This window comes from Alcanivorax sp. UBA3183, from assembly GCF_002364155.1.
Taxonomy (GTDB): domain Bacteria; phylum Pseudomonadota; class Gammaproteobacteria; order Pseudomonadales; family Alcanivoracaceae; genus Alcanivorax; species Alcanivorax jadensis.
On sequence record NZ_DEXN01000009.1, the window covers coordinates 214,971 to 241,739 of the forward strand.

28 protein-coding genes are annotated in these 26,769 nt (G+C 58.5%); 10 read left to right on the forward strand and 18 right to left on the reverse strand.

Annotated elements, in window-relative coordinates; all coding sequences use genetic code 11:
• On the reverse strand, nucleotides 1–512 hold a 512-nt coding region (locus tag B3Q33_RS04130), incomplete at its 3' end, for an ATP-NAD kinase family protein (protein WP_286826991.1).
• Between the two features lie 73 nt (nucleotides 513–585).
• Here B3Q33_RS04130 and B3Q33_RS04135 point away from each other — a divergent pair.
• Nucleotides 586–786: a PA1571 family protein gene (locus B3Q33_RS04135; protein WP_156964803.1), complete on the forward strand. Its 201-nt coding sequence runs from the start codon at nucleotides 586–588 to the stop codon at nucleotides 784–786.
• Here B3Q33_RS04135 and B3Q33_RS04140 read toward each other — a convergent pair.
• A complete protein-coding gene (locus B3Q33_RS04140) occupies nucleotides 758–1,873 on the reverse strand; it encodes a 4-phosphoerythronate dehydrogenase (protein ID WP_035244602.1) in 1,116 nt (371 codons plus the stop codon). The genes B3Q33_RS04135 and B3Q33_RS04140 overlap by 29 nt on opposite strands.
• An 11-nt stretch (nucleotides 1,874–1,884) precedes the next feature.
• Nucleotides 1,885–2,745: a fructosamine kinase family protein gene (locus B3Q33_RS04145; RefSeq protein ID WP_272963242.1), complete on the reverse strand. Its 861-nt coding sequence runs from the start codon at nucleotides 2,743–2,745 to the stop codon at nucleotides 1,885–1,887.
• Nucleotides 2,746–2,911: 166 nt separating this feature from the next.
• On the opposite strand from B3Q33_RS04145, the gene B3Q33_RS04150 reads away from it, so the two are divergent.
• The 9 genes from B3Q33_RS04150 to B3Q33_RS04190 all read left to right on the forward strand — a co-directional run bounded on the left by B3Q33_RS04150 (nucleotide 2,912) and on the right by B3Q33_RS04190 (nucleotide 12,180).
• On the forward strand, nucleotides 2,912–3,430 hold the full coding sequence (locus B3Q33_RS04150) for a hypothetical protein (RefSeq protein ID WP_035244603.1): 519 nt from the start codon (nucleotides 2,912–2,914) through the stop codon (nucleotides 3,428–3,430).
• Nucleotides 3,427–5,343, forward strand: coding sequence for a tetratricopeptide repeat protein (locus B3Q33_RS04155; protein WP_035244604.1), 1,917 nt, complete (start codon nucleotides 3,427–3,429; stop codon nucleotides 5,341–5,343). Before B3Q33_RS04150 ends, B3Q33_RS04155 begins: the two co-directional genes overlap by 4 nt.
• Nucleotides 5,340–8,285, forward strand: a complete 2,946-nt coding sequence (locus tag B3Q33_RS04160) for a tetratricopeptide repeat protein (RefSeq protein ID WP_272963236.1) — start codon at nucleotides 5,340–5,342, stop codon at nucleotides 8,283–8,285. Before B3Q33_RS04155 ends, B3Q33_RS04160 begins: the two co-directional genes overlap by 4 nt.
• Nucleotides 8,266–9,018 carry a tetratricopeptide repeat protein gene (locus B3Q33_RS04165; RefSeq protein ID WP_272963237.1) on the forward strand — a complete coding sequence of 251 codons (753 nt, stop codon included), beginning with the start codon at nucleotides 8,266–8,268 and terminating at the stop codon, nucleotides 9,016–9,018. Before B3Q33_RS04160 ends, B3Q33_RS04165 begins: the two co-directional genes overlap by 20 nt.
• Nucleotides 9,018–9,305: a hypothetical protein gene (locus tag B3Q33_RS04170; RefSeq protein WP_035244606.1), complete on the forward strand. Its 288-nt coding sequence runs from the start codon at nucleotides 9,018–9,020 to the stop codon at nucleotides 9,303–9,305. Before B3Q33_RS04165 ends, B3Q33_RS04170 begins: the two co-directional genes overlap by 1 nt.
• Nucleotides 9,306–9,445: 140 nt before the next feature.
• Nucleotides 9,446–10,135, forward strand: a complete 690-nt coding sequence (locus B3Q33_RS04175) for a MotA/TolQ/ExbB proton channel family protein (RefSeq protein WP_052042430.1) — start codon at nucleotides 9,446–9,448, stop codon at nucleotides 10,133–10,135.
• Nucleotides 10,136–10,178: 43 nt separating this feature from the next.
• A complete protein-coding gene (locus B3Q33_RS04180; protein ID WP_035244607.1) occupies nucleotides 10,179–10,709 on the forward strand; it encodes an ExbD/TolR family protein in 531 nt (176 codons plus the stop codon).
• A complete protein-coding gene (locus tag B3Q33_RS04185; protein ID WP_035244609.1) occupies nucleotides 10,706–11,206 on the forward strand; it encodes an ExbD/TolR family protein in 501 nt (166 codons plus the stop codon). Before B3Q33_RS04180 ends, B3Q33_RS04185 begins: the two co-directional genes overlap by 4 nt.
• Entirely contained in the window at nucleotides 11,203–12,180 is a 978-nt protein-coding gene (locus B3Q33_RS04190; RefSeq protein ID WP_272963238.1) for an AgmX/PglI C-terminal domain-containing protein, read from the forward strand. Before B3Q33_RS04185 ends, B3Q33_RS04190 begins: the two co-directional genes overlap by 4 nt.
• 216 nt (nucleotides 12,181–12,396) lie before the next feature.
• On the opposite strand, the gene B3Q33_RS04195 is transcribed toward B3Q33_RS04190, so the two are convergent.
• From B3Q33_RS04195 to eno, 15 genes are all read right to left on the reverse strand, one after another.
• Nucleotides 12,397–12,828: an acyl-CoA thioesterase gene (locus B3Q33_RS04195; RefSeq protein WP_035244613.1), complete on the reverse strand. Its 432-nt coding sequence runs from the start codon at nucleotides 12,826–12,828 to the stop codon at nucleotides 12,397–12,399.
• Nucleotides 12,828–13,985 carry an iron-containing alcohol dehydrogenase gene (locus B3Q33_RS04200; protein ID WP_272963239.1) on the reverse strand — a complete coding sequence of 386 codons (1,158 nt, stop codon included), beginning with the start codon at nucleotides 13,983–13,985 and terminating at the stop codon, nucleotides 12,828–12,830. The genes B3Q33_RS04195 and B3Q33_RS04200 overlap by 1 nt, the downstream gene beginning before the upstream one ends.
• Nucleotides 13,986–14,214: 229 nt before the next feature.
• A complete protein-coding gene (locus B3Q33_RS04205; protein ID WP_272963240.1) occupies nucleotides 14,215–15,813 on the reverse strand; it encodes a GMC family oxidoreductase N-terminal domain-containing protein in 1,599 nt (532 codons plus the stop codon).
• Between the two features lie 11 nt (nucleotides 15,814–15,824).
• Nucleotides 15,825–16,421 (reverse strand): transcriptional initiation protein Tat, encoded by a 597-nt coding sequence (locus tag B3Q33_RS04210; protein WP_272963241.1) that lies wholly within the window; start codon nucleotides 16,419–16,421, stop codon nucleotides 15,825–15,827.
• A 600-nt stretch (nucleotides 16,422–17,021) separates the two neighbouring features.
• Entirely contained in the window at nucleotides 17,022–18,560 is a 1,539-nt protein-coding gene (locus tag B3Q33_RS04215) for a GMC family oxidoreductase (RefSeq protein ID WP_272962885.1), read from the reverse strand.
• On the reverse strand, nucleotides 18,557–19,186 hold the full coding sequence (locus B3Q33_RS04220; RefSeq protein ID WP_272962884.1) for a hypothetical protein: 630 nt from the start codon (nucleotides 19,184–19,186) through the stop codon (nucleotides 18,557–18,559). Before B3Q33_RS04220 ends, B3Q33_RS04215 begins: the two co-directional genes overlap by 4 nt.
• A gap of 118 nt (nucleotides 19,187–19,304) precedes the next feature.
• Entirely contained in the window at nucleotides 19,305–20,225 is a 921-nt protein-coding gene (locus B3Q33_RS04225; protein WP_272962883.1) for a cation diffusion facilitator family transporter, read from the reverse strand.
• Between the two features lie 27 nt (nucleotides 20,226–20,252).
• Nucleotides 20,253–21,041: a peptidoglycan DD-metalloendopeptidase family protein gene (locus tag B3Q33_RS04230; RefSeq protein ID WP_272962882.1), complete on the reverse strand. Its 789-nt coding sequence runs from the start codon at nucleotides 21,039–21,041 to the stop codon at nucleotides 20,253–20,255.
• 88 nt (nucleotides 21,042–21,129) lie between these two features.
• Nucleotides 21,130–22,038, reverse strand: coding sequence for a DUF368 domain-containing protein (locus B3Q33_RS04235; protein WP_272962881.1), 909 nt, complete (start codon nucleotides 22,036–22,038; stop codon nucleotides 21,130–21,132).
• A 138-nt stretch (nucleotides 22,039–22,176) separates the two neighbouring features.
• Nucleotides 22,177–22,839 carry a protein-L-isoaspartate(D-aspartate) O-methyltransferase gene (locus B3Q33_RS04240; RefSeq protein WP_035244629.1) on the reverse strand — a complete coding sequence of 221 codons (663 nt, stop codon included), beginning with the start codon at nucleotides 22,837–22,839 and terminating at the stop codon, nucleotides 22,177–22,179.
• A gap of 48 nt (nucleotides 22,840–22,887) precedes the next feature.
• Nucleotides 22,888–23,919 (reverse strand): tRNA pseudouridine(13) synthase TruD, encoded by a 1,032-nt coding sequence (truD, locus tag B3Q33_RS04245; protein WP_272962880.1) that lies wholly within the window; start codon nucleotides 23,917–23,919, stop codon nucleotides 22,888–22,890.
• The gene (ispF, locus tag B3Q33_RS04250) at nucleotides 23,916–24,389 is read right to left on the reverse strand and encodes a 2-C-methyl-D-erythritol 2,4-cyclodiphosphate synthase (RefSeq protein ID WP_272962887.1); all 474 of its coding nucleotides are present in this window, start codon (nucleotides 24,387–24,389) and stop codon (nucleotides 23,916–23,918) included. The genes truD and ispF overlap by 4 nt, the downstream gene beginning before the upstream one ends.
• A gap of 2 nt (nucleotides 24,390–24,391) precedes the next feature.
• Complete coding sequence (gene ispD / locus B3Q33_RS04255) at nucleotides 24,392–25,105, reverse strand: 2-C-methyl-D-erythritol 4-phosphate cytidylyltransferase (RefSeq protein ID WP_272962879.1); 714 nt, start codon at nucleotides 25,103–25,105, stop codon at nucleotides 24,392–24,394.
• Nucleotides 25,102–25,461, reverse strand: a complete 360-nt coding sequence (locus B3Q33_RS04260) for an FtsB family cell division protein (RefSeq protein ID WP_337894568.1) — start codon at nucleotides 25,459–25,461, stop codon at nucleotides 25,102–25,104. Before B3Q33_RS04260 ends, ispD begins: the two co-directional genes overlap by 4 nt.
• A gap of 3 nt (nucleotides 25,462–25,464) precedes the next feature.
• Nucleotides 25,465–26,757 (reverse strand): phosphopyruvate hydratase, encoded by a 1,293-nt coding sequence (gene eno / locus B3Q33_RS04265; RefSeq protein ID WP_272962878.1) that lies wholly within the window; start codon nucleotides 26,755–26,757, stop codon nucleotides 25,465–25,467.
• Nucleotides 26,758–26,769: the final 12 nt, after the last annotated feature.

Here is a 26,769-nt window from a genome sequence, read left to right on the forward strand (position 1 = left end):
CCCACCAGCTCGCCGCCAGCCAGCTCTGCCAGCAGGCTGCCGGCGGCTTCCGGGTTGATGGCATAGACTGCGGAATGCATCTTGCACCCGGCGGGAACGCCCAAAACCGGCGTCCCCTGCCCCAGCGCATCGACCAGATCCCGGGCAGTGCCGTCACCGCCGGCGAACAGGATCATCTCCGCACCTGCGCCTTTCAGAGCCTCTGCCGCCCTGCGGGTGTCCTGTGGACCACTGGGCATGGCGGATTGGCCGATGACCTGACAGGACAGTCCGGCCTCCCGGCAGCTTGTTTCCCCCATCTCGCCGGCCCAGGTCAGTACGGTCAGGTTTTGCGCGTCGGCAAGCGCCTTCAGCGCGCGTGTCATGCGGGCCGGCGCCTGGGGCTCGGCACCGCGTCGCAGCGCTTCGTCACGGGTTTCCTCGCCATCGCTACCCTTCAGTGCCACGCTGCCACCGAGCCCCGCGTAGGGATTTACCAGAACACCGAGACAGAGACTTTCGTCGACTTTCATAAAGCGGTCATATCCAGATACAAAAATGGCATTGCTGTCCACGGTGGGCAGCGCCTAAATAAACGACTCAATCATGCAGACTCAAAGGGATGCAGCCATGAACCTCGACAGCCAGCAACCCGGCAAGAATTTCCACGGTGGCGCCATCATTGATGAGCAGGGACGGGAAGTTCCCATCACCGAAGCCATGATCCAGCAAGCATTTCAGCGCCTTGAAAAAAGCGGTCAGCCCCCTGCCCAGCCGTTCACGCCGGCGCAAAAAGCCGGCGCATGATCGGCTGCCAGGGCGCAGCAATATCCCCCTGGTAATGCCAGTCATGGAGCTCGTGGCGCAACGGGTATTCCTTGCGCAGCCGGTCAAATGCCTTGCCAGGATCCGCTGAGGCAAGGCTGTCACCGAGCCGCCTGTGATCCTCAGATAACTGATACGCTATCTGCAACACCTTGAGCAAATCCTCCTCGCTCGCCACCGGCTGCGTGATGATCTCATTGCTTGCCGACACCGGCGCCGGTTGTGCGGTGACTCCAAGCCAGTCACAGAACGCTTGATAGAGCATCTGGGTCCCCTTGAGCTTGCCCTCAGCGCTATAGCCGGCAATATGCGGTGAGCCGAGCAGGACCTGCCGGAATAACGCGGGCGGCACCAGTGGCTCGGTTTCCCACACATCCAGAATGGTGGCCGGGCCCCGGCCCGCATCAAGCTCCGCCAGCAAAGCCTGATTGTCGATCACCGGCCCCCGGCAGGTATTGATCAGCATCTGCGACGAAGACAGCCGTGACAGACGGCCCGCATCCAGCAGATGGCGGGTGGCATGATTCCCACTGTCTGTCAGTGGCACATGCAAGCTGATCAGGTCCGCATCAAGCATGGCATCCAGCGGTTCCAGTTCGTAGGGGCCCTCATAGCCCTGTTCCTCCAGTGGCGGATCACAGGCTCGCACGGACATGCCCAGATCGGACAACCAGTAGGCCACCCGGTGCCCTACATTGCCCAGTCCCACCACCGCCGCCGTTGCCCCCAGCGGGGAACGATTGCCAGCCTGACAGAGCCGCAGCACTGCCTGCAGCACATATTCCGCCACGGCACGGGCATTGCAGCCCGGCGCGTGGGCAAAGCGGATGCCCAGCTCCTGCAGGTAGCCGAGATCCACGTGATCCGTACCGATGGTAGCCGAGCCCACAAAACGTACCCGGGATCCTGCCAGTAACCTGGCATCCACCCGGGTCACCGACCGCACCAGCAACACCTCGGCGTCACCCAGCTGCTGTCGGGTCAGGCTTCGACCATCCACCCGGGTCACGGTGCCCATGGCGTCAAAGGCTTCCAGTCCCGGCATGTTGGCATCGGCAATGATCTGCATCGCGTTTCCTGTCAGCGGGTGTTCAGCAAGCGGCGGGCGGTGTCATCCACTGCCCGGGCATACTGACCACCGAAAAGATTGTAGTGATTCAGCCAGTGATACAGGTCGTACACGGGCCAGGCCTGATATCGCAATGTAGTGGGACACTCCGACTGATAACCCTGATAGAACGCCGCCGGCACAGCGCCAAACAGATTCAACATGGCCAGATCCACCTGTGGGTCGCCATGATAACAGGCCGGATCGTAGAACACCGGCTCCCCGTTCACCTGCCCCAGATTGCCTTGCCACAGATCACCGTGGACCAGGGCACAAGGTGGCCGGGCAGGCAGCCAGCGGTCCAGCTGTTCAATCACCTGGCCGATGCGCTCCGCGGCCGCCGGCGGCAAGCCCTGCTGCCGGGCCCGCTGCAGTTGAGGCGCCAACCTTTCGCTGGCAAAAAAGGCGCGCCAGTCACTATGGCCCGCGTTGCTTTGCAGGCTGGCACCGATAAAGTTGTTCGGGTGGCTTCCATAACCGGCTCGCCCCTGGATCCGGTGCAAACGGGCTAGCGCTGCCCCGGCAGCCATCCAGTCACGATTCCCCGACAGGGGTTCGATGGACAGATACTCCAGGATCAATACCCCGCCTGCGCTGGCACCGTAATAGTGGATAACCCTGGGCACCCTCAATCTTTCCGACAGTGCTTGCAGCCCGAGAGATTCCGCTTCAAGCAAATGCTGATTGCGATGCTGTTTAACGAAATAACGACTCGCTCCGTTATCAATAACCCCGCTAAGAGCCGTATCTCCGCCCGCCGCCGGAGTCAGGGTCCAATCACCCTCTAGGCCAGCCTGATTAAGGCTCTGCTGCAGCAGTACTGGTAATTTCATATCAATCAAGTGAAACTCCTTGACTATAGAAGCCACCAAAATCGGCTCTCACGGCCAATAATGACTGACTGTTCCCCTTGATTTAAGGCATTCTTCTGATTACAACTAGGCACTACGCCAGCCGGTTTACCGGCCAATAACAACAACACAAAGCGATCGCCACCCCATGAAAGCACTCTTGCCCCTGTGCGGCGCCTTCCTTGTCGGCCTATGTACGGTCGCCAGCGGCGCCGATGACGATGGTCTGTCCGAGCAGATCCGCCAGCTGAAAAGCGAAGCCCTGGACCTGAACCGGGATCTCACCCTGCTCGAGCAGGAGCTCCTCTATGCCAGCCCGCAAACCAGCATCTTTGTCTCCGTGGATGTGGGCACTCCGATTCGCCTGGTCGATGTGAATCTAACCATTGATGGTGAACACGTGGGTTACCATTTTTACACTGACCAGGAATTCGAGGCCCTCACCAAGGGCGGCATCCAACGTCTCTACACCGGCAATCTGGCCAGTGGCCGCCATGTCATGGAAGCCACCATCACCGGCTATGATCCGCTAGGCAAGGATTACCAGAAAAGCACCAGTTATACCTTCACCAAGGGGGCCGGCAAAAAAATGGTGGAGATGCAGGTGGTGGACGACCTGAACAAGCAGCAGCACAAGTTTGAATTCCGTGAGTGGAATCAGCAATGACACAGGTGCGGCGAAAACGATGGCTGGTCGCGGCGTGCCTCGCCACCCTGTTGTCCCCCGCCCAGGCGGCAAAAGTCGAATTCTTCGATGATTTCAACGAAGGTCCGATACCTCTTGGCGAAGAGGAACACCGCTACCTGGCTTTTGGCGAGGTCATGTTCGACTACTACCGTCATGCCAACTTTAATGCCATCAATACCCTGCTGGTCAATCAGGAGCAGGCGCTATTCAACGAAAATACCGATTACGCAGAGCTTTTACTTGGCGACCTCTATGTGACCTATGGTCTGCCGGGCAAGGCAGAGGTCATCTTCAACCGCCTGCTGGAGAAGGACATTCTCAGCCGCACCCGGGCCCAGACCTGGCTGCACAAGGCGGCTCTGCATTATCGCGAAGGCAATCTGGCAGAAGCGGCCATGATTCTAGACGGCGACAATGTAGATGGGCTGGACTCGGCTGACGACGCCCGCCGACGTCTCATGCTGGCCAATATCTTCATGGCCGAGGAAGACTTCGCTGGTGCTCTGGATTATCTGCATTCTGTTCCCCTGAGCACGGATGAAGGCCGCTACGCCACTTACAACATGGGTGTGGCATTGATTCGCGGCGGTCATCGCGAACAGGGGGTTGCCCTGCTGAAATCCTTACTGGAAGCCGGCGGCAGTTCTGACCAGGCTCTCGCCCTGCGCGATCGGGCCGCTCTGGCCTCCGGTTTGACCGAGTTGAGAGAAGGAAAACTGCAAAGTGCCCGTGCAGACCTGCGCCAGGTTCGCAGTGACGGCCCCTTCTCCGAAGATGCCCTACTCGCCCTTGGACTGGCCAATTACCGGGCCGGGGAGGTAAAACGCGCCCTGCCACTGTGGCTGGAAGCGGTACGCCGCAACAGCAGCCACCCCTCTGTGCAGGAAGCGCTCATGCTAGCTCCCCGTGCCTACGAAGAGCTCGGTGGTCTGCCCCAGGCCCTAGCCGGCTATCAGTATGCCGCTTCGGAATACCGTCAGGCATTGAAAGACATCCAGCAGACCATCGACAACATCACCAAACCTGGTTGGTCGGAAGCCTTGTTACCGGAAGACCGCAACCAGGCCGGCCTACTGCCAGCCAACAGTGGCGATCTCGCCCAGGGCAATGAACTCTCCTATCTCTACAAACTGTTTTCCAGCAACGCCTTTGCCCAACGTTTCGAGCACTACCGGCAGATTCACCAGATCAAGACCATGGTGGAGCAATGGCAGCAGTCACTGCCCGCGCTTCAGGAAACCTATCAAATCCAGCAGCAAAGCCTGACCCGCAACCTTCCGCATGTCCGCGCTGAAATGACTCGTCACATGGGCCGGCAGGAGCAACTGGCCTTGGCTAGCGACAGGGTATCCTCAGCGATCCCCAATTTTGTCGACATGAGCAAACCGCAAGACGTGGCCACCCCCGAACAGGCCATCATGTGGAAGAAAGTGGATGCCATGGCTCGCCAGTTCGGCACCTTACCCGGCTCCAGTCATGCCAATGCCCTTCGCTTACGCAAGGTACGCGGCCTGTTGTTGTGGGATATTGCTCACCAGTCGATAGAACAACGGCAAAAACAGGAGCAAGCTGCTACCCAATTACGAGAAGAAAGCAGTGTTCTGGGCGAACGAATTGCTGCCGTACAACAGCAGATACGGGATGCCACCCTGCGCACCCGGGACGACCTGGGCCAGAGACTGGCCGGGCAGACCCAACGAATTGACAACATAAAGCGTCTTACCGAAGACACCCTTGAGGCTCTGGAAAAGAGCATGCAGGCCGATGCCCTTGCGCTTCTACTGGCCAACCAGCAGAAACTGGCAGATCAGTTGGCCGAGGCACATCTGGCCGTCGCCCGCCTGCAGGACACTTCGGCATCTGACGGCAGCAAACAGAGGACAGGATCGTGAACCGATTTCGCCTGCATGGGCTGGCAGCCGCAATCATTGCTCTTGGCGGCTGCGCGTCTGCACCGCAGAACGGCACACTGGAGCAACAGGCCCGCTTCGGGGGAACCACCCTGGCGGATCTGGAAGGCACCGACATCATCATTGAAGAGCAGCAACTGGAAAGCGCCAGCACCCAGGATGCACTCAACAGCTACCGGCAGGCAGCTGAGCTGTTCGACGACCCGAAACGTCGAGCCAAAACGCTCCGTCGTATGGCGGACCTGGCCTTGTCTTCTGCCACCGAACAGGAAATGGGTATTGAAGACGCCGATAACCAGCGTCTCGAACAAAAAGTGGACAAACTCGTCTACGACAATGCCATGGAGCAGGTGAACACTACAACGGATAACGAACGAAAACTGGCGCTGCTGGATCTGGCCGGCACCATGGCGCCATCTATGGCCGATAAGGACGTGAATTACAACACCGCCATCTCCCTTTATCAGGAACTGCTCAACACCACCAGCGATCCGGATCAACGCGCGGAAGCCTATTACCTGTTGTCCAAGGCCTACGCCATGGATGGCAACCTGGAACAGGCCCGCGCCAGCCTTGACACCCTGGTGGAGCAGTACCCGAACAGCGAATGGGCCCTGGAATCCCAGTTCCGTCGGGGTGAAATGCTGTTCTCAGACGGCGATTATGACTATGCGGAAAAAGCCTACGCTGACGTCATCAATCGCGGCGCCAATAATGAATTCTACAGCCAGGCGCTCTACAAGCATGGCTGGAGTCATTACAAACTGGGCGACTACGAGCTGGCCCAAGCCAGCTTCTTTACCTTGCTGGACACGTTGAATGGCGCCAGTGAGCTTAATGACGACACCAGCATGGAGAACAAACTGTTCGCCGATACCCAGCGCGTGGTGAGCCTGGCGTTCAGTAACCTGGATGGCCCGCAGTCGGTGAAAACGTGGTTTGCTCGCAACGGCAAGCGGGACTACGAACCGGAAATCTACCGCTCCCTGGGCCAGGTCTACCTGAGCCAGGAACGCTTCCGCGATGCAGCAGAAGCCTTCGACATGTTTGTCCAGGTGTACCCGAATTCCACCCTGGCGCCGGAATTCTCTAGTCTGCAGATCGACGCCTACCAGAAAGGTGGCTTCCCTACCCTGGTGTTGCCGGCCAAGGAAAAATTTATTCAGCATTATGGGATAAACAGCGATTACTGGGGCCGCCATCCCGATATTCGTGAAGAGTATGTCTCGCTGCTCAAGGGTCATATTCTCGATCTGGCCGAATACCACCATGTGCTGGCCCAGAAATCCGGCAACCCGGCGGATTACCGCAACCCGGCGCGCTGGTACCAGGAATACCTGGATACCCCTCCAGCCAGCGAAGACCAGGGCAAGGTCAATCACCGCTATGCGGAAGTGCTCTACGCCGCCGAGGATTACCCGGCCGCTATCAGTGAGTTTGAACGTACGGCATATCAGTACCAGGGCTATGAAAAAGGCGGTGATGCCGCCTTCAATGCCCTGGTAGCCTACCAGCAGATTCTCGACAGCAACCCGGACGAGGAACAGGCAAGCCGTTGGCGGACAAAGAAAATCGCCAGCGCCCAGCAATACGGACAACGCTTCCCGGAACACCCGGAAGTGCCCAATGTATTGCATGACACCGCCGAGGACCAACTGGCGTTGGGTGACGTGGAAGGCGCCGTGAAAACCGCCGGCATTCTGGTCAATCGACAGCCCCCCCCTTCCGCCGAGCTGATGCGCTATGGCTGGGCCACCATTGCCAACGGCGAATTCGATCTTGGCCGTTTCAAGGTGGCCGAAATGGCTTACGGCAAACTGCTCGATATGCAGATGCCCGCTGAACAACGCGCGCAGTACCGGGAGAAACTGGCGGTCAGCATTTACCGTCAGGCCGAGCAGCAGCAGGAACAGGGTAACCTGGATATCGCCGCTGCCACCTTCCTGCGTGTTGGCCAGGCCGTGCCGGAAGCGGCGGTTCGCAAGAATGCGGAATTCGATGCCGCCACCTTGTTCATCAACCAGGGCCGCAGCACCGATGCCATCCCGGTTCTGGAAGCCTTCCGTCAGCGCTACCCCGATGATCCGCTCGCTGACACCATCCCTGACAAGCTGGCCATTGCCTACGAGAAACAGGGCAACTACACCGCCGCTGCCGGCGAGCTACAGTTGATTGCTGCCAATTACAAAGGCGACGATCCCGAGCTCTCCCGCCAGGCGTTGTGGAAAGCAGCGGAAATGCAGGACCGGGCAGAGCAGCCCCAGGCCTCCATTGCCCTCTACCAGCAGTACCTTCAGGAGTGGCCGCAACCCTACGATTTCCGCTCTGAAGCGCAATTCCGGCTGGTAGAGCTGAACCGGAAAACCGGCAACAGCGAGCGAGAAAACCATTGGCTGCAACAACTGGTAACCAGCTACCGCCAAGCCGGCGGTGAAGCTAATGACCGGGTTGCCTGGCTGGCGGCCTACGCCAGCTTTACCCTGGCAGAACCCCACTTCGCGGAATTCAAACGCATTGCCCTTACGCAACCGCTGAAAACCTCCCTGGCCGCCAAGACCGGAGTCATGAAAAAAGCCCTGGCGGATTACCAGGCAGTCGCTGACATCGGCGTCGCGGAATATGCCACCGCCGCCAACTACAAGATCGGCGAAATGTACCGGGTACTGGCCCGCGACCTGATTGCCTCCGAACGCCCGAACGGGCTGGATGAACTGGAGCTCGAAGAGTACACCATGCTGCTGGAAGACAAGGCCTTCCCCTACGAGGACCAGGCCATCGACATCCTTATCGCCAATACCAATCTGGTCACCGACGATATTTATGACCAGTGGGTAAAGAAAAGCTTTGGCGCGCTGGCAGAATTGATCCCCGGCCGTTATGCGAAGTTTGAACAGGTAGAAAGCTATGTGGACATCATTTACTGATCACGGCCGCCTGGGCGCGGCCACCGCACTGCTCGCTGCCCTGGCGCTGTCAGGCTGTGCCAGCAAGGGCGGCATCGGGCTGGAGGGCTCCACCGAGGGCGGCACCAGCAAATACGAGCAACAGAAAGACGGTGGCGCTGCCGCCGACAGTGACGCCATTCATATTCCGCCGGTACCCCATGATCCCAAGGTGGAGAAGGTCGCCGAGCAGGCCATGGCGGAATATGCCCGTGCACTGCAGGCTCGAATGGCAGACAAAGACAAGCAAGCCCTGGTAATGTTCCGCTCCCTGGGTGAGCGTTTCCCGCAACTTTCCGGCCCTCAGCTCAATGTGGGTCTGATCTACATGGAACAGGAAGACTACGCCAAGGCACAACAGGCCTTCGAGCAATCCCTGGCCATCAACGATGCCAACCCCTATGCCCACAACGGCCTTGGCCTGGCATTGCGTGAGCAGGGTCAGTTCGATGATGCCCGTATCCATTACGAGCGAGCGCTGGTTCTGGACCCGAAGTATGCTCGCGCTCATTTCAATCTGGCCGTTCTCGCCGAGCTCTACCTACAGGATCTGCACCTGGCACTGGAACATTTCAAGGCCTACCAGAACCTGCAGAAATTGCCGGATGAGAACGTGGCCAACTGGATTGTGGACCTGCAGCGCAGAGCCCCGGACGCCCCCAGCCAGCCAGTGGCGGACCAGAACGCCGGCAACAAAAATGGAGAGTTGAACTGATGCGCCCTTTACTCGTGATCGCCGCTCTTGTGTGCGCCACAGTCAGCCACGCCGAAGGCGATGGCCAGGAAGCGTCCACCAATGTGATCGGCACCCAGGAAGCCCCCACGGTACTCAACGTGGTGCCCTGGAAGGACCGGGAGGTGAAGCTGGAGAAAAAAGACCCCACCTCTTCCCTGCTCAACCGGGTACTCGAACCCCTGGATCAGGAGGTGTTGATGCGGGAAATCGAGTATCACCAGCTTCTTAATCAGGAGCCGGATAACGATGATCTGTTCCTGAAATAGCACATCAACCGATATCACTAGATGCGCCCGAGCCTTTTTTCTGATAAAAATTGGCGCTTTGGGGAAGGTGTAGCAGCCAGCAAGACGGTTTAGCTGCATGCGAAACAATAACACTAACAGGAATACCGCAGGAGAAGTCCATGCCAACCACCACCGCCGCCCAGAATTCTGGCGTTGTCGAGACCGCTATTACCTTCATTCAGGATGGCGGTTTCTTCATGTACCCCATTCTTGTCGTCCTGGCCCTGGGCCTTGCCCTGTCCCTGGAACGTATCATTTACCTTCAGGCCACCAAGGCAAAGAACCAGAAAACCTGGAAAGACGTCTATCCCCTGATCGCCAAGGGCCAGTTTCGCCAGGCGCTGGATGTGGTCAGCAGCAGTAACACCGGCATGGCCAAAGTCATCGGCTACGGCCTGGAGCGCGCCAAGACAGCCAAGCGCCACGATGATATCGAACTGGCCATGGAAGAAGGCCTGATGGAAATCATCCCGCGTCTGGAGGCCCGGACTCCTTACATCGGCACCTTTGCCAACATTGCCACCCTGCTCGGCCTGCTGGGTACCATCCTCGGCCTGATCAGCGCCTTTACCGCAGTCGCCAGTGCTGACCCGGCACAGAAGGCCGATCTGCTTTCCGCCTCTATTTCCGTTGCCATGAATACCACCGCCTTCGGTCTGATTGCTGCCATTCCCATGCTGCTAGCCTTCGCCTTTATCAACGCCATGGCCGGCAAACTGGTGGATAGCATGGAAATGGCCTCGGTGAAATTCGTTAACGTCTTCCGCCAGGTTTCTGCCCAGCAAGAGCGCAAGAACGACGGCCAATAAGCCGTAATTTCTTGTTTTCGCCAATCTGGTGTAAGGATCTGGTATGCGATTTCGCAGACGACGTTCGCGCGACACCGATGTGGAACTGAACATCACTGCCTTTCTGAATCTGATGGTAGTGCTGATTCCCTTTCTGCTCATCAACGCGGTCTTCGCGCAGGTCTCTATCCTGCAGTTGAACTTGCCCGCGGTGAATGAGAGCAGTCCACCTTCGGAAGACGACGAAAAAGACAAACTGGTACTGGAAGTACTGATTTACGGTAACCGCTATGAAGTGGTGGACCGAAACACCAGTGCCGTACTGAAAATTGTGGACAACAAGGGCGAAGATCATGACAGCGCCGCCCTGCATGATTATCTGGTGACGCTGAAAGAAAAGTTTCCCGAGGAAACCGCCATTACCCTGCTCTGTGAGGACGACACCCCCTATGAGGTGATGATCCACACCATGGACGCCGTGCGTCTGTACAACACAGAGATCAATGGCCAGACCATCAAGAAAGAGCTGTTCCCAAGCATCAGCATTGGTTCAGCGCCTCAGGATCAGACTGGCAGTAACGGAGGTGACGCGTGAAGAAATCCGCCCGCGCCCGCCGAATGGCCCGTCACCATGGCCGCCACAAGATGGTTGCCACACTGAACCTGACTTCACTGATGGATATCTTCACTATCCTGCTGATCTTCCTGCTGGTGAATAACAACAACGCCGCCAAACTACCGGAAGACCAAGATATTCAGCTACCGGAATCAACCGCACAGGAGCTGCCCAACGATGTCCTGATCATCCAGGTCAGCGCCACTAATGTGATTATCGATGGCCGTAAAATTGCCGATACTCAGGCAGTTAAAGTACAGGAAGAACGTACCGTCGATGCCCTGGTAGAAGAGCTGAAATTCCGTGCTTCCCGCGCTCTGGCGGTAAACCCGGAAGATGAGCGGGAAGTGATGATTCAGGCCGATCGGGATGTACCCTATGCCGTCATCAAGAAACTGATGCGCAGTTGCATGGAGACGCCCTACACCAAGGTCGCCTTTGCTGTCCTGAAAGTGGCAGAGGAGGAGTCTGAATGACGCAGAACAATAACAACAAGCTGCGAATACTCATTGATGGCTCCCTGCCCTGGGACAAACAAGAGGGGGAAGACCGGCGCCTTTACGGCATCGTTATCATTCTGCTGATTCTGGCACTGCTGATGATGATCCTGGTGGAATCGGTCACCATTGAAAAACCTGACCCGCGGGAACAACAGGAAATCCCTGAACGATTGGCACAGCTGGTTCTCGAAAAACAAAAAGAGCCACCACCGCCTGAGCCCGAACCGGAGCCTGAACCCGAGGAGGAAGAAGCGGAGGAAAAACCCGAGCCTGAAGAGCCGAAACCGGAACCCAAGCCAGAGCCTGAACCGAAACCGCGGCCTGCTGAAGTTCAACGGGAAGAGGCACGAGAAAAAGCCCAGGCACGACTCGAAGAAGATCTGGGAGACTCCCTGGCCGGCTTGGATGATATTGGCCCATTGGTAGATTCAGGCGACAGTCTGCGCACCGGTGGTGATAGCGCCGCCAAGGCAGAACGTGATCTGATCGGCAAGCGTGCCGGCAGAGGATCCGGCGGTGTAGCAACTGCCAGGGCATCCAGCGGCGGTGGCGGTGGCGGCACCTTGTCTGCAGGGACTGTGGGTGGCGGCAAGGTGGACAGCAAGATCGCCGAATCCGGTCAGGCAGCCAGCACAACGCGCAAGGGCAGCGATGGCAAGAGCCGTCGTACCCAGGAGCAACTGCGCCGTGTATTCGACCGCTACGCTGGTAAATTCAACAGCCAGTACCAGCGTGCTCTGCGCAGCAACCCTGCCCTGCAAGGCACAGTGGTCCTCTATCTAGTTATCGCACCCAACGGCGATGTACAGGATGTAAAAGTGAAATCCAGCCAGCTGGGCGACAGCCAACTGGAAAGACGTATCACGCTGATTGCCAAAGGCATGAACTTTGGCGCTATGAATGTGGAAACCTGGAAGGGAGACTACAAGTTGAACTTCTTCCCCAACTGATCGTGATGGTCAGCCACAAAAAAGCCCGGCTCAAAAGGCCGGGCTTTTTTGTGATGAGGACAACCGCGTCTTGGCTGTTAATGCGTAGGGTGCACTGAGCCTCAGGCGAACTGCACCGATTCGGCGTTTGATGGTGCAGTTCGCCTTCGGCTCAGTGCACCCTACCCTATCCTCCTCCCATTGGAGTGATTCCAGAGGGCAAAACGCGTTTGCCAGTCAGACGAGCTTTTCCAGCGCTTCCCTTAACGGCGCCGGGATCGATACCGGCCGGCCGCTTTGACGATTCACAAAAACATGCACCACAAAGCCCGTCGCCTTCGCCGGCCCTTCAGCGCCAAACAATGCCAGGCCGTAGCGCACAGAACTGTTGCCCAGCTTGTCCACCTTCATACCCACAGACAACGAGTCAGGGTACGCAGCGGCTTCCAGATAATCACAACCGGAGCTGACCACATAGGCGATATGCTCACCATCATGAATATCCAGTCCCCCCTGCTCGATCAGATAACGGTTGATGGTGGAATCAAAATAGCTGTAATAAACCACGTTATTTATATGGCCGTAGATGTCGTTATCGCTCCAGCGGCTATCCACCGGACAAAGATACCCATACTCATCACGATCAGGCCGGTTGCCCTTCTCTGCCATCAATACACCGCCTTGTAGATCGCCAGCGCATCGGCCTCGGAGACTTCCCGTGGGTTGTTGATCAGCAAACGCTGCTGAAGCATGGCATCCGCTGCAAGAGTTTCCAGGCTGTCCTCGCTAACCCCGGCATCGCGCAGGCGTACCGGCAATCCAACCGCATTGATCAGGGACTCCAGTGCCGCAATCAGTGCCTCGGCACCACCGCTGGCATCCGTGAAACGCTGATCACTGAGAATCGGCGCCAGCTCTGCATACAGGGGGGCGGCTACTGCAGCATTGAATTTCAGCACCTCCGGCAGTACCAGCGAGTTGCTCAAGCCGTGGGGAATATGAAAATGCCCACCCAGCGGATAGGCCAACGCATGCACGGCGGCCACCGGAGCATTGGCAAACGCCTGGCCGGCCATCATTGCTCCCAACAAACAGGCTTCACGGGCCGCCAGGTTGCTGCCATCGTTTACAGCGGTCTCCAGGTTCCCGCCCAACAGGCGCAAGGCTTCTTGGGCCAGCATATCCGAATAGGGATTTTTCTTGTGGGCACTGGTGTACGCCTCAATGGCATGAACCATGGCATCCACACCGGTGGCAGCAGTTACATGGGCCGGCAGGCCAAGGGTCAGCTCCGCATCCAGCACGGCAAGATCCGGCAGCAGGGAGGGTGCCACCACACCGGCCTTGGTGGTGGCCCCGGTAGTGACAATGGCGACAGGGGTCACTTCCGAGCCGGTCCCCGCCGTGGTCGGCACCTGTATCAACGGCAACCTTGGCCCCGTGGCCAAGCCCACCCCGTAGATATCCGACAGTTGCTGACTGGCATCCGGATGCGCCAGCAATGCCACCAGCTTGGCCACATCCATGGAGGAGCCGCCACCGAATCCAATCACCAGGTCAGCTTTCGCCTCCCTCGCCTGCCGTGCAGCATCCAGCACAACAGTGTCTGCCGGATCCGCACTAACCTGATCAAAGATGACCAGCGGCATACCGGCTTGACGAAAGCTGTCTTCCACCGGTCCAAGCAGTGGCGTGCTGCGAATACCCGGATCCGTGACCAGCAGTATCCGACTGGCGCCCCGCTCCTGACACAGCCCCGGCAGACGGCCGGCGGCGCCCGCCTCTACCAGCACACGATGAGTGGTTGCGAATTCGAAACCCGGCATGATGACTCTCCTGAAATGACGTGCCGATTAGGGCATCAATGCTAGCACAGGCGGGGATGGGGAATGACGCCGTGGGAGCCGCGATTTACGTCGCGGCGGGATACAGACAAGGTGCCGGAATTCCTCGGCTTTAGCTCAAGCCCCGGAATGCAAAGAGCGAGCTGAACGGAACGAAGTCATGCCGCCAGGCATGCCCTTGTTCCCTACAACTCGCTCTTCGTAACAGCGGTTAACCGATAAAGTAATTGTGCGCGTTCTCGATGATCTGGTCGCTCACATACTGGGCCAGCGCCTGCACGGTCCACTGTATCGGAGCCGTCATGGGCTCGGGGATCAGGCTTGAATCTGCCACGAACAGACCTGCTGTGCCATACACCTGCCCTGTGGGAGCCACCACCGCCTGGTAGGGGTCAGCGCCCATACGGCAGGTGCCATGGGGGCTGAAGCTGTTGGCCCTGAAGGTGTACATGCCCTTGAGGCCGAAGTCCACCTTGTCCAGGGTTTCATCCAGCGCAAAGACCGAATCCACTTCCAGATTCTGGAAGGTGGGCATGTAGACTTTTTCCGCGCCGCCGGAGAAGAAGATACGCGCCGCCAGAGCAGCAGACGCCTTCATATTGTTGAACTCTTCCCGGTTCGGGTTCCAGTGAATGGTCTTGTCACCGCTATAGGCATCCCCGGACCATTCCACGTATCCCCTGCCCTGGTCCGTGCTGAACGCATTCACCCCGGCGTAGTACTTGTAGTTCTTCATGAAGTCGATGTGGGCCTTGCCCGCCTTCATGTCACCCTGAGCCAGCAGCGATTCCGGCTCTGCCAACCCTGAGAAAATAGTAAAGCCATCGGTGCGGGTGAATTCATCCACCTGCACCCCGACCAGCGCCCCCCGGAAACCATACAAGGGCTCCTTGAATTTACCCAGCACCTGGGTGAAGGGCTGAATCGACAGGTTACGACCCAGCTGACCGCTGCGATCTTCTATCTGACTACGCTGCATGATCAGCGGTGTATGAATGGCGCCAGCGGCCAGTACCACCATATCCGCATCCACCTGCATGTCGGCTACGTGGGCGCCGCTGTCCGGGTCGGTAATACGCGCTTCCACGCCGCGGGCCCGACCATCACGGGTCAGCACACGTACCACTTCGGTATCCGAGAAGATCCGTGCGCCATGGGCGGCGGCCCAGGGCAAATGCGTCACCAGAGAGCTCATTTTCCGGTCAGAAGGACACCCCGCCAGGCAGTGCCCGGTCAGCGCGCACTGCTTCACGTTGCGCTGGGCCGGTTTCCAGGAAAACTGCATTTTCTCGCAGCCCTGAATCACCTTGTGGGCACAGGCGTTGATCTCGTGGGCCTCGTTGATATGAATCTGCAACTGGTCTGCCACGCCATCCAGGTAGGGCCGGAATTTTTCTGCCGACAGATTCTCCAGGCCATACTGGCTCGCCCAGCCATCCAGCACCGCATCATCGGGCTCTTCCATCACGCAGGCACCGATCACCGTAGAGCCACCGACACAGGCGCCCTGGACAAAAATGATATCCGCAGTGGTATTTACCTGGCCGACCTGATCCTGATAGATCTTGGTCATGGTATCACCCAGGTGTTCGGTAAACTGAGAGCTGGGATAATAGCGGCCGGATTCCAGCACCAATACATCGCGACCGGCTTTGGCCATTTCATAGGCCACAATGGAACCGGCAGCACCAGAGCCCACTACCACCACATCGGTTTTCAGGGTGAAGCGTTTGCCCAGGTTTGCATCCAGGGCCACATCTTTTGCCTCGGTGACGGAGACACCGTCACGGGCGACACGTACAAAAGCCATAATTCCCCCTCTCAGGCTCGCGGCAACGGTGCATTACCCAGACGCCGCACGCCCCATACTTCGGTCACCGGGCCATGGTATTCCAGCCCCGGCCAGGTGCGCTCATCACGCCAGTAATTCAATGCCACCAGGGCTTTCAGCGTGGTCATCAGACCACGCTCGAAGAACGATCCTTCCTGCATGGCGTTAACGTAATCGAGCGCCTTGTCGTCGGAGAGGGAGGTGAACTGGCTGAACTTGAAGCTGACCATGGGCCGGTTGTTGAACACCCAGATACCCAGGCCAAGCAACTCGCGGGTCTGCTGGGGCATGCGCTGGCTCATGGCGTCCACATTCTTGACCGTCGGCACGACCTCGGTACTGGATGGCAGCCCATAACTGGCGGTGGGTAACATGACCTCGGTCAGGCGGGTGATAACCCGGGCTTCGTCCTGATTGAGGCTATGGTATTGCAGCACTTCCGGGGCATTTCGTCGCCCGAACATACTGGCACAACCGGAGGTAACTGCGGCGCTGGCGAGCACGGAGCTGCGCAGGAAACTGCGACGACTCAACGGCTCCAGACCGGCCAGAAAGCCGGGCAGCGGCGCACGCTTGTTGTTATTCATCTAACCCTCTCCTGGGCAGACCCTGTTCCTTTGGGTCCTTGTTGTTATTGGTGGAGCGGTAATTTCTAGTGACCTGTATCCGTGGCTTCAGTGTGGATGCATGGCGCAAGAATTTGTTGTCACAGGCAATTTTCTGAAGAAGCGGCGTATCAGGCAATACGACCGACTGAAGAAAATTTTCTGTGGCGGCAAAGGCTTACGTCAGGCGCCGCGATGAGGCCACGGATGCAGGTCCCAGTCTATAACAAACCGTTACAAACGCCAAAGCCCTAGGGAGCCTCTGAATAACTCCTTGCGTACTCAGCGTGGCCTGAAGGGTGCAGCTGTTGTGTTTTGTCGCGACGGGCAGGGTGGTTCCCTTTCCTAGCGGCAAAGCGCAGCAGATGGGCCCTTCAGACCTCGCCCTCCGGGTCTTCCAGGCTGACTCGCACTCGTTGTTGCGCTTTTTCGATGGATGGACATACACCTTCAAAATCGCGCCTAGATTGCGAGCCAGCCTGAAAGACTGAGCATGCAAGGAGTTATTCAGAGGCTCCCTGGTGACCGGGAGCAACCGACATCCTGTCAGCCACCCCCAGGCAGGCTGTTGAAGGCACCGAATCAGCCCATATGTCGGGCAATTCGAGTGGCCAGGGCGTAAACGGTAATCTGAGGGTTAACGATGATCGAGGTGGGTAACAGGCTGGCATCGGCCACATAGAGGCCGGGTACATCATGGCTTTGGCCATTGGCGGCGACCACACTGTGGTCCGGGTCCGCCCCCATACGGCACGTACCCTGTGGATGGTAGCTGACCATGCGCAGATGCTGGGGCTGGTTTTCCAGGCTGTCCACCTGGCTGTCAATATCGGCCTCGTTGCGGATAATCCGTTGATCGCTGGCAGGCACATAGACTTCGCTGGCACCAGCAGCGAGATGCAACCTGGCGGCAGCTTTCAATGCCCGTTGCATGGAGGGAAAGTCGGTATCACTGAGCTTGTAGTTGATCTTTTTACGCTCGCCATCCCATTCGATGCTGCCCACATTGTGATCGTGGATCAGCGTCACCAACCCGGCCAGATATTTGGCATTGGCCATGTAATCCATGAACGGTTTTCCGGTGCCGGGTTCTGCGGCCATGGTTAGCTCTACCAGGCCAGCTCCGCCATCTTCCAGCACAAACCCACCCTTGTCCGGATGCATAAACTCATCCACATAGACCCCCAGCATGGCACCCCGCCAGGGGTACACAGGTTCCGGGTATCGGGCTGGTACATACAGGGAGGGGTGGCAGGCAAAATTCTTGCCCACCTGCCCTGACCGGTTTGCCAAGCCGCTCTTGAGTAGCAACAAGGGGGTCTGCACTGCCCCGGCCGCCAGAATGACACGGGGCGCAGACACCGACAGGGTTGCTGCCACGGTGCCGTCATGGCGGGTAATGATTGCCTCCACACCACTAGCCTTACCCTCGCGGGTAACAATTTTTTCCACCCGTGTATCCGCATATATCTGCGCCCCATGAGCTGCCGCCCAGGGCAGATAGGTCACCAGCATGGATTGTTTGCGCTCGGTCTTGCAGCCAGACAGGCAATGTCCGGTGAGGCCACACTGGCGAATATTGCGCTTAAGCGGTTTCACCGACCAGCCCAGTCGATTGGCACCAGCGCGAATCAGACGACCATGCCGGGGAATTTCATGCTCACCGTTATCGTGAACGGCCAGGTTCTTTTCCACTTCGTCGAAATACGGCGCCAGTTCGTCAACGGTGAGTTCACTCAGACCGAAATCCCGCTGCCAGTCCTGCAGAATAAAGTCCGGGGTTCGGAAACAGACACAGCCGTTGACTACCGTGGAGCCTCCCACACAGGCCCCTTGAAGCACCAGCAAATCGCCGTCGCTGTTACTCTGACTGCCATGATCCTGATAGAGGGTGTCCAGGCTGTCGGTGAAATTCTCGGTGAAGTCCTTGGAGGGCACATAAGGACCTGCCTCCAGCACCAGCACTTTCATTCCCCGTTTGGCCAACTCATAGGCGCTGACTGCCCCACCAGCCCCAGACCCGACGATCACCACATCGGCTTCCAGCTGCAAATGGTCACGGGTAACATCACTGGCCTGGTGGACTCGCAAGCCGGAAGCCTGCCATTTCACTTCGCTCATGCCCGCGCCTCCCCATCAGCAACACTGTCAGGCAGCGGTGCATTACCCAGGTATTCCAGCCCCCACTTGTCACTCACCGGTCCATCGAACTCCGTGGGTGGCCAGGTGGCGGAATCCTGCCAGTAGGCACTATAGACGAGCTGCTTGATAACCGTGGCCAGGGTCCGCTGGATCACATTGCCCTGGCCCCAACTATCGAAATAGGCCCGGGCATCGTCATCATTCAAATCGACAAACCGGCTGCCTCGAGTGAGCACCGCAGCGTTATCGAACAGACCCAGGCCGGCCGCCACCTCCTTTCGCGTCAGCGGGTGCAAATGCCCCAGCAGGGTTTGCACATTCTGCACCACTGGCACCTGCTCGCTTGGCAGCAGAGCGGTGCCGTCAACGGGCAACAACACTTGCCGTGCCCGGTTGAAGAGATGGTATTCCGTCTCGGACAGGCCTCGTACCCAGGCCGGAGCTTCCTGCTTGTCCAGTGGAGAACGGCGCAGCAGGGCAAAGCCCCCGGCGGCCACAGCCGCCACGCCTGCGGAGCCCAGCAGGCCCCATTTCAGAAACCGCCGGCGGGCCATGCCCTGTTGCCAGATAGCGGAAACCCGCCGCGCCTGAAGCTGGCTTTTCATGGTCTGTCCTCAACGCAAAAACACAGCCTTGAAGCTACTCAAAAGACCACATGAATACAATGTGTTTACTCTAACAGGGGGGCTTGACCGCACAGAACAGGCGGCCAGCGAAAGGCTATCAGAAATCGCCGTTACCGGGGCCGGCCACCGGCACGCTGGGGCCTACCGCCACCGGATCCTGGTGGATAATCACATCCGCCGCCGGATAGGCCTGGCGAATCCCCTGCTCGATACGTTCAGCCAGGTCATGGGCTTCACGCAGCGACAGGTTCTGATCCATATCCACATGTAACTGGATAAACTGGGTGCGGCCAGACTGGCGGGTACGCAGGTCATGAAACCCCAGTGCCGGCGAATGCTCCGCCACAATGGCCCCGATTACATCACGTACATCACCGGGAATCTCCCGGTCGAGCAGCAACTGGATGGACTCACCGGCAATCGACCAGGCGCTGTAAAGAATAAACAGGGCAATCACCAGCCCCATGGCGCCATCCAGCCACAGAAAACCATACTGACTGACCACCAGCACCAGGATGATCCCCGCGTTCACTGACAGATCTGACAGGTAGTGAAGTGAATCGGCCTCGATGGCGGTTGATCCGGTCTCTCTGACCACGAATTTCTGGATCAACAACAGCCCGAAGGTCAGCGCAATGGAAAACACCATCACTGCTACCCCCACCGCATTCTGCTCAATCGGCTGCGGGTCCATCAGTTTGAAAACAGACTGCTGGATCAGGAATATCGACGAGCCGGCAATGAAGATTGCCTGCCCCAGCCCCGCCAGCGCTTCCGCCTTGCCATGACCAAAGCGATGCTCTTCATCGGCGGGGACCAGGGAATAACGAATGGCGAAGAAATTGATCAGCGAGGCCAGCGAATCCATCACCGAATCCACCAGTGACGCCAACAGGCTCACCGAGCCGGTCATCAGCCAGGCCACCGTCTTGGCTGCGATCAACAGCAATGCCGTAAAGATTGACGCCAATGCGGCGATCATCAAAAGGCGGTGTTCCCGGCGGGTTTCACTGGTCATGGATGGTTCCGTTGGTGGGCAGAGGGGTTATTTCTTCGGCAAATAGGTGAGCGGATCCACCGGTTTACCATCCTTGCGAATTTCAAAGTGCAACTGGGTACGGAAAGTCCCCGTGGCCCCCATGGCGGCGATCTGTTGGCCGGCCTTTACCGCATCCCCTTCCTTGACCAGCATTCTGTCGTTGTGGGCATAGGCACTCAGCCAGCGGTCACTATGTTTGAGAATCAACAGATTGCCGTAACCGGTCAGGCCACTGCCACGATACACCACACGCCCGTCCGCCGCTGCCACTACCGGGCTGTTGGTTTTACCGGAAATGGCGATGCCTTTGCGGCCATGATTGTCACTGGAAAAGGTTTCCACCACCTGTCCCCCAGCCGGCCAGCGCCAGCTCACCGGGCCCACCGTGGAACCTGCAGACGCAGTCGCAGAGGGTTTGGGCGCAGGTGTTTTTTGCGGCTTGGCGGGTGCCGGTTTGCTGGAGGGTTTGTCCTGGGCTTTTGGTGCCGGTTTACTGGTACTTGAGGAGGCCGATGAAGTACCGCTGGAGGGTGCTTTCAGCGCCAGGGAAATACGCTGCCCCGGATAGATGGTATAAGGCGCCGGAATCCTGTTGGCCCTGGCCAGCTCCCGATAGTCCCAACCATAGCGCCAGGCGATGGAGTATAGGGTTTCTCCCCCGCGCACTTCATGGGTGCCAGCGGTGACCTTGCTGGTTCGTGGCTCTTGACCGTAGATATCAACGACCGGTGCAAAATTTCCCGCACTGCAGCCGCCTACCATCACGAAGATCAATGCCGTCGCCAGGGCACGCATTAGAATGAGTCGCTACCTGTCGGGTGTTGGCACGCCATTAACCACTCCCTCGAAATGGCACCGGATTACGGTACCGGAAATTCAATATTTACGAATCCTGCGCAACATTATGCACTGGCGCCAGCCGATACAGTAGCCACACCAGCGTAGCCGCGACCAGCCCGGCCAGCAGAGCCAATGCTAATTGCGAACCGTCGCCGGTTTCACTGGCATATTGCGCCGGTGACAACCAACGATCTGCCAGACCTTGTTCACCCGATACCCGCCAGGGCCAAAGCTTCAGCAACGACCCGGCCATGAAACCCGCCAGCAAGGCCATGACGGTGTCGTGGTAACGGTGCAGAGTCCATTTGAGCACATGCACAAAACTCAGCAAGCCGATAGCGCAGCCGGCCATAAAGGCCAGTAACAACGGTATCTCACCTTGCTTCACTGCCTCCAGCACCGGTTGGTACATTCCCAGTAAAAGAAGGATAAAACTGCCGGAAATGCCAGGCAGGATCATGGCGCAGATGGCGAGCATGCCGCTGAAGAAGAACACCGTTGCGCCACTGCCCACCGCCGACAGCGCCGGCGCCAGCCCGATAGCCACAGCCACACCGGTACCGGCCACAAAGGCAGCAATCTGAACCGCCCCCCGTTGTTGCAGTGGTTTCAAGACCAGAAAAATGCTGGCCAGAATCAGGCCACTGAAGAAGGCCCAAACCGGCACTGGATGCGTGTCCAGCAGCCAGGTAATCAAACGCGCCAGCACAGCAATACTGGTAAAGATGCCCGCCAGCAGGGTCACCAGAAACGTAAGATTGGCCTGACGCCAGAACGCCACAAAGCCTTGCTGGTGCCATACCTTCAGCAAACGCGGCGTCAGCCCGCCAAGAGTATCAATCAACTCTTCATAAATACCGGTGATCAACGCCAGGGTGCCACCGGACACACCGGGCACCACATCGGCCGCGCCCATGGCCATGCCGCGAAAGAAAATACCGGGTCGGATCATGTTAGTCCTTGAAAAGAGCTTCTAGCTTCTAGCTTCTAGCTTCTAGCTTCTAGTTTTCAGGGTGGGGCCCGCCCCAAACGAAGCGCAACCTCAAGAGCAAAGTGTTTGTTTCACTCGCAGCTAGTAGCTCGTAGCTGCTTACCGCATCACCCCACGCTGGAATGGCACGAAGCGGACCGCATCCAGTGATTGCACATGGAACTGGTCGCCATCACGGTCAACCACAGTGAGGATCTGTTGGCGATCACCGCCCACCGGCATCACCAGACGGCCTCCGTCTGCCAGTTGTGACAACAGATCATCAGGAATGTCCGCACGGGCACAGGCGGCCAGGATCGCATCAAAGGGGGCTTCGCTTTTCCAACCGAAGCCACCATCCGCGTGCTTGAGCTGTACCCGAGCCAGGCCCAGCTTCATCAAACGGTTGCGCGCCTGGTCCTGCAATGGGCGGATGCGTTCCACAGAATAGAGGGCGTCACAGAACTGGGCCAGCACCGCCGTTTGATAGCCACAGCCCGTGCCGATCTCGAGCACCTTGGTGGGTCTGCCGTTGGCGATCAACAATTCGGTCATGCGTGCCACCACCCAGGGCTGGGAAATGGTCTGACCGTGGCCGATGGGCAGCGCCGTATCGTCGTAGGCCTGGTGGGCCAGGGCTTCTTCGATAAACAGGTGACGCGGGGTATTGCGGATGGCATCAAGCACACGCTCGTCACTGATGCCGGCATCACGCAGCCGTTGCACCAGACGATCCCGGGTCCGTGCAGAGGTCATGCCGATGCCGCTAAGTTGGATATCCATCTGTACTTCTTTTGCCTCTGGATGTGCCTCTCGGCGGATCACTCAGGGTTACCCTGAAGTCTCGGACTCAGGTTTTATAATTTCCGCCATGACTGTCGTGGCAAAAGCACCTGTGGGCAGCGTAAACGCCAACTCCAGGCACACTTCCCCTTCCCTTTCTGCTTGCCAGGACCATTGCAATTCCCGTACCGGCAACCGAGTTGCCCGGCGGGCCTCCTCAACGCCGATGCGGCACAGGCCATCGATAACGGTGGCATACGGTGCGAGTATCTGCTGTTCCAGTTCCCGGCAAGGGCCAGATGATGCCATGCCCGGCACCCCCGGCAAAGGGGCGGTGGGATGAACCTCACCGGCAATCACTCTTTCGCCGGCCTCTGTGTCGTCGTCCGCAGGGAACAGGCCGCGGCTACCTTGCGGCTGTAGTAGATCACCGGCCAGTACCCGGTCCCAGCATTGCCGGTTAACACGCTCGGCAAGGACCTGGTTGAACAAGTTGCTGCGTACCGCTGACAGCCACAGACCGCGCAGCGCTTTCTTGCGCGGCGCTTCGCCACCACACAACCACTCGGTTCCCCGCACCAGGTTGCCGGCACCGCGACCAAAGCGCTGCTCACCAAAATAGTTGGGCACCCCCTGGCGCTCAATGGTGGCCAGTTGCTGCTCCAGCTGCTGGCGATCCCCCTGGAAATCGGTAACACGAAGCACAAAACCGTTGGCGCGATGAGTACCACGGTTCAGCTTGCGGCGGTGGCGAAGCCCTTGAATCATCCTTAACCCCGGCGGCCAATCAAACTCCGGATCTGCCTTGCCGGGCAGATGCAGACTGAACCACTGACGGGTAATGGCGTGCTTGTCCTTGAGCCCGCTGTAGCCCACAGCCAGGCGATGAACACCCGCCTGTTTGGCCAGCAATAGCGCCACATCCTCGGTATTCCAGCCGGTCTTCTCGATCTCCAGCCACAGGTGTTCGCCCTCGCCTTCCGGGCGTACATGCATGTGCTCGAATACCTGAAAATCTGCCGGAGAGGCTTTCAGCACACCCGTGGATGCCGGCCCGCCATGGGCGCAGGGAAGACTCATCGAGACTCCACCAGTACCACGGCCTGCACCGCAATACCTTCCTTGCGGCCGGTGAAACCGAGTTTTTCCGTGGTCGTCGCCTTGACGGAAACCTGCCCCACCTCACAATTGAGCAGATCGGCAATGCGCTGGCGCATGGCTCTGATATGGGGAGCCAGTTTGGGGGCCTGGCAGATGACGGTGATATCTGCATTGCCCAATTGCCAGCCGGCCGCTGTCACGTCCCGGTAGATCGCCGCCAACAAGGTGCCGGAATCCGCGCCCTGCCACTGCGGATCGGTGTCCGGAAAATAGTGACCGATATCCCCCAGGGCCAGGGCACCCAGCAAGGCATCAGACAGGGCATGCAGGGCCACATCACCATCCGAGTGGGCCTTGAGTCCGTGGCTGTGAGGAATTGCCACACCGCCCAGCATCACATGATCCCCTTCCGTGAACGCGTGCACATCAAAACCCTGGCCGATACGAATACTCACAACATGCTCTCCTCGTCGCCCAACTGGCAGGCCAGATAGAAACGGGCCAGTGCCAGATCTTCCGGGACGGTAACCTTGATATTGTCGCTATGACCCGCCACCAGCGCCGGACGGCGCCCCACTTTTTCCATGGCAGACGCTTCATCGGTAATACCGGCCAGATCACCCTGCAGGGCATCGTGCAACGCACGAGCAGGGAACAACTGCGGCGTCAGCGCCCGCCAGATGCAATCGCGATCCAGAGTGGCGGCAATATGGTTGCCCTCATCGGCCTGCTTGATGGTATCCACCACCGGCAACGCCAATATGGCGCCCTGACTGTCGGTCTGGTCGAGCAGGTTCTGAATATCTGACAGCCGCACCAGAGGCCGGGCCATATCATGAACCAGCACCCAGGCGTTTTCTCCACCCAGCTCCAGCGCCCTGGCAACGCCATTGCGCACGGATTCGGCCCGGGTGGCTCCGCCGCTGACGGTGGCAATACGCGAATGCGTGGAGACACCCAGCGTCGGCCACCAGGGATCCTGCGCGGATACGGCGACCAACACCCGGTCGATGGGGGCAAACGATAACAAACGATTGAGGGTATTTTCGGCCAGGGTCTTGCCGGCCAGTGACAGGTACTGCTTGGGAAAACCCGCCCCCATGCGCTCACCGATACCGGCAGCCGGTACCACCGCATAGAGAGGGCCGTTAATGACAGGATTCACTCACCGCCCCGGGGTTGTTCGAGAATCAGGAAAAAACTTTCACCGTCACGGATCATGCCCAGATCCTTGCGAGCAATCTCTTCCACCGCTTCGGTGCCCTGCTTGAGATCCTTCACGTCGGCGGCCATCAGCCGGTTGCGTTCGTTCAGTTTGGCATTGCTCTGCTTGAGTGTGGCTACCTCTTTTTCCAGCGTCGCCACATGCCTCAGACTGCCCTCACCAAACCACAGACGGGCCTGCAGGCCGACAAATACCAGAGCCAACAGGGCAATCACAATCTGCCTGGCGGGAGACAGCTGCATGGCCTCCCGCTTGCCAGATTCCTTCCCTGCCTTGCTGGTTCTGGTATCCGGCATCATTTAACCGAGGAACTTGAACTCTTTGCGACCATGGTAGGCAGCGCGCCCCAGTTCCTGCTCGATGCGGATCAGGCGGTTGTACTTGGCCACCCGGTCGGAGCGACACAGGGAGCCGGTCTTGATCTGCCCGGCAGCGGTAGCCACAGCCAGGTCGGCAATGGTGCTGTCGGCAGTTTCACCGCTACGGTGAGAAATGACTGCAGTGTAACCGGCATCCTTGGCCATCTTGATGGCATCCAGGGTTTCGCTGAGGGAACCGATCTGGTTGAACTTGATCAGAATGGAGTTGGCCACCCCCTCATCAATGCCACGCTTGAGGATTTTGGTGTTGGTCACGAACAGATCGTCGCCTACCAGCTGAATCTTTTTACCCAGCTTCTCGGTGAGGATTTTCCAGCCATCCCAGTCGGATTCATCCATGCCATCTTCAATGGAGATGATCGGGTAACGGTCGCACAGCTCGGCCAGGTAGCTGGCGAACTCTTCAGAATCCATGCTGCGCCCTTCACCGGCCAGCACGTATTTGCCGTCCTTGTAGAATTCGCTGGCGGCGCAGTCCAGGGCCAGGGTCACGTCATCACCAGCCTTGTACCCGGCAATCTCGATGGCTTCCATGATCGCTTCCAGCGCCGCCTCGTTGCTGGGCAGGTCCGGGGCGAAACCGCCTTCGTCACCCACTGCGGTGTTCAGACCACGCTTTTTCAGCACGCCTTTCAGGGCGTGGAAGATCTCGGCGCCGTAACGGATTGCTTCAGCCACGGTGGGAGCGCCCACCGGCTGAATCATGAACTCCTGGATGTCCACGTTGTTATCCGCATGCTCACCACCGTTGATGATGTTCATCATCGGTACCGGCAGGGAGTATTCGTTGTCATCGTCCTGCAGGTCGGAAATGTACTCATACAGGGGCTTGCCCTGATCCACTGCCGCGGCTTTGGCTGCAGCCAGGGACACGGCGAGAATGGCGTTGGCGCCGAACTTGGCTTTGTTCTCGGTGCCATCGGCATCGATCATGGCCTTGTCCAGGGCCTTCTGGTCGCCGGCCTCCATTCCTACCAGCAGTTCCCGGATGGCGGAGTTCACATTGCCAACGGCCTTGGTAACGCCCTTGCCCAGGTAACGGGCCTTGTCGCCATCACGCAGCTCCAGGGCTTCGCGGGAACCGGTAGAGGCGCCACTGGGGGCACAGGCACTGCCGGAGGCGCCGGATTCCAGAATCACATCGGCTTCGATGGTGGGATTGCCACGGGAGTCGAGAATTTCGCGGGCTTTGATGTCAACGATCTTGGACATGACAGTCAATCT

Coding starts and splice junctions, on each gene's coding strand:
- B3Q33_RS04135 (WP_156964803.1), top strand. CDS start 586: ATGCAGACTCAAAGGGATGCAGCCATGAACCTCGACAGCCAGCAACCC.
- B3Q33_RS04140 (WP_035244602.1), bottom strand. CDS start 1,873: ATGCAGATCATTGCCGATGCCAACATGCCGGGACTGGAAGCCTTTGAC.
- B3Q33_RS04145 (WP_272963242.1), bottom strand. CDS start 2,745: ATGAAATTACCAGTACTGCTGCAGCAGAGCCTTAATCAGGCTGGCCTA.
- B3Q33_RS04150 (WP_035244603.1), top strand. CDS start 2,912: ATGAAAGCACTCTTGCCCCTGTGCGGCGCCTTCCTTGTCGGCCTATGT.
- B3Q33_RS04155 (WP_035244604.1), top strand. CDS start 3,427: ATGACACAGGTGCGGCGAAAACGATGGCTGGTCGCGGCGTGCCTCGCC.
- B3Q33_RS04165 (WP_272963237.1), top strand. CDS start 8,266: ATGTGGACATCATTTACTGATCACGGCCGCCTGGGCGCGGCCACCGCA.
- B3Q33_RS04170 (WP_035244606.1), top strand. CDS start 9,018: ATGCGCCCTTTACTCGTGATCGCCGCTCTTGTGTGCGCCACAGTCAGC.
- B3Q33_RS04175 (WP_052042430.1), top strand. CDS start 9,446: ATGCCAACCACCACCGCCGCCCAGAATTCTGGCGTTGTCGAGACCGCT.
- B3Q33_RS04180 (WP_035244607.1), top strand. CDS start 10,179: ATGCGATTTCGCAGACGACGTTCGCGCGACACCGATGTGGAACTGAAC.
- B3Q33_RS04190 (WP_272963238.1), top strand. CDS start 11,203: ATGACGCAGAACAATAACAACAAGCTGCGAATACTCATTGATGGCTCC.
- B3Q33_RS04195 (WP_035244613.1), bottom strand. CDS start 12,828: ATGGCAGAGAAGGGCAACCGGCCTGATCGTGATGAGTATGGGTATCTT.
- B3Q33_RS04200 (WP_272963239.1), bottom strand. CDS start 13,985: ATGCCGGGTTTCGAATTCGCAACCACTCATCGTGTGCTGGTAGAGGCG.
- B3Q33_RS04205 (WP_272963240.1), bottom strand. CDS start 15,813: ATGGCTTTTGTACGTGTCGCCCGTGACGGTGTCTCCGTCACCGAGGCA.
- B3Q33_RS04210 (WP_272963241.1), bottom strand. CDS start 16,421: ATGAATAACAACAAGCGTGCGCCGCTGCCCGGCTTTCTGGCCGGTCTG.
- B3Q33_RS04215 (WP_272962885.1), bottom strand. CDS start 18,560: ATGAGCGAAGTGAAATGGCAGGCTTCCGGCTTGCGAGTCCACCAGGCC.
- B3Q33_RS04220 (WP_272962884.1), bottom strand. CDS start 19,186: ATGAAAAGCCAGCTTCAGGCGCGGCGGGTTTCCGCTATCTGGCAACAG.
- B3Q33_RS04225 (WP_272962883.1), bottom strand. CDS start 20,225: ATGACCAGTGAAACCCGCCGGGAACACCGCCTTTTGATGATCGCCGCA.
- B3Q33_RS04230 (WP_272962882.1), bottom strand. CDS start 21,041: ATGCGTGCCCTGGCGACGGCATTGATCTTCGTGATGGTAGGCGGCTGC.
- B3Q33_RS04235 (WP_272962881.1), bottom strand. CDS start 22,038: ATGATCCGACCCGGTATTTTCTTTCGCGGCATGGCCATGGGCGCGGCC.
- B3Q33_RS04240 (WP_035244629.1), bottom strand. CDS start 22,839: ATGGATATCCAACTTAGCGGCATCGGCATGACCTCTGCACGGACCCGG.
- truD (WP_272962880.1), bottom strand. CDS start 23,919: ATGAGTCTTCCCTGCGCCCATGGCGGGCCGGCATCCACGGGTGTGCTG.
- B3Q33_RS04260 (WP_337894568.1), bottom strand. CDS start 25,461: ATGCCGGATACCAGAACCAGCAAGGCAGGGAAGGAATCTGGCAAGCGG.
- eno (WP_272962878.1), bottom strand. CDS start 26,757: ATGTCCAAGATCGTTGACATCAAAGCCCGCGAAATTCTCGACTCCCGT.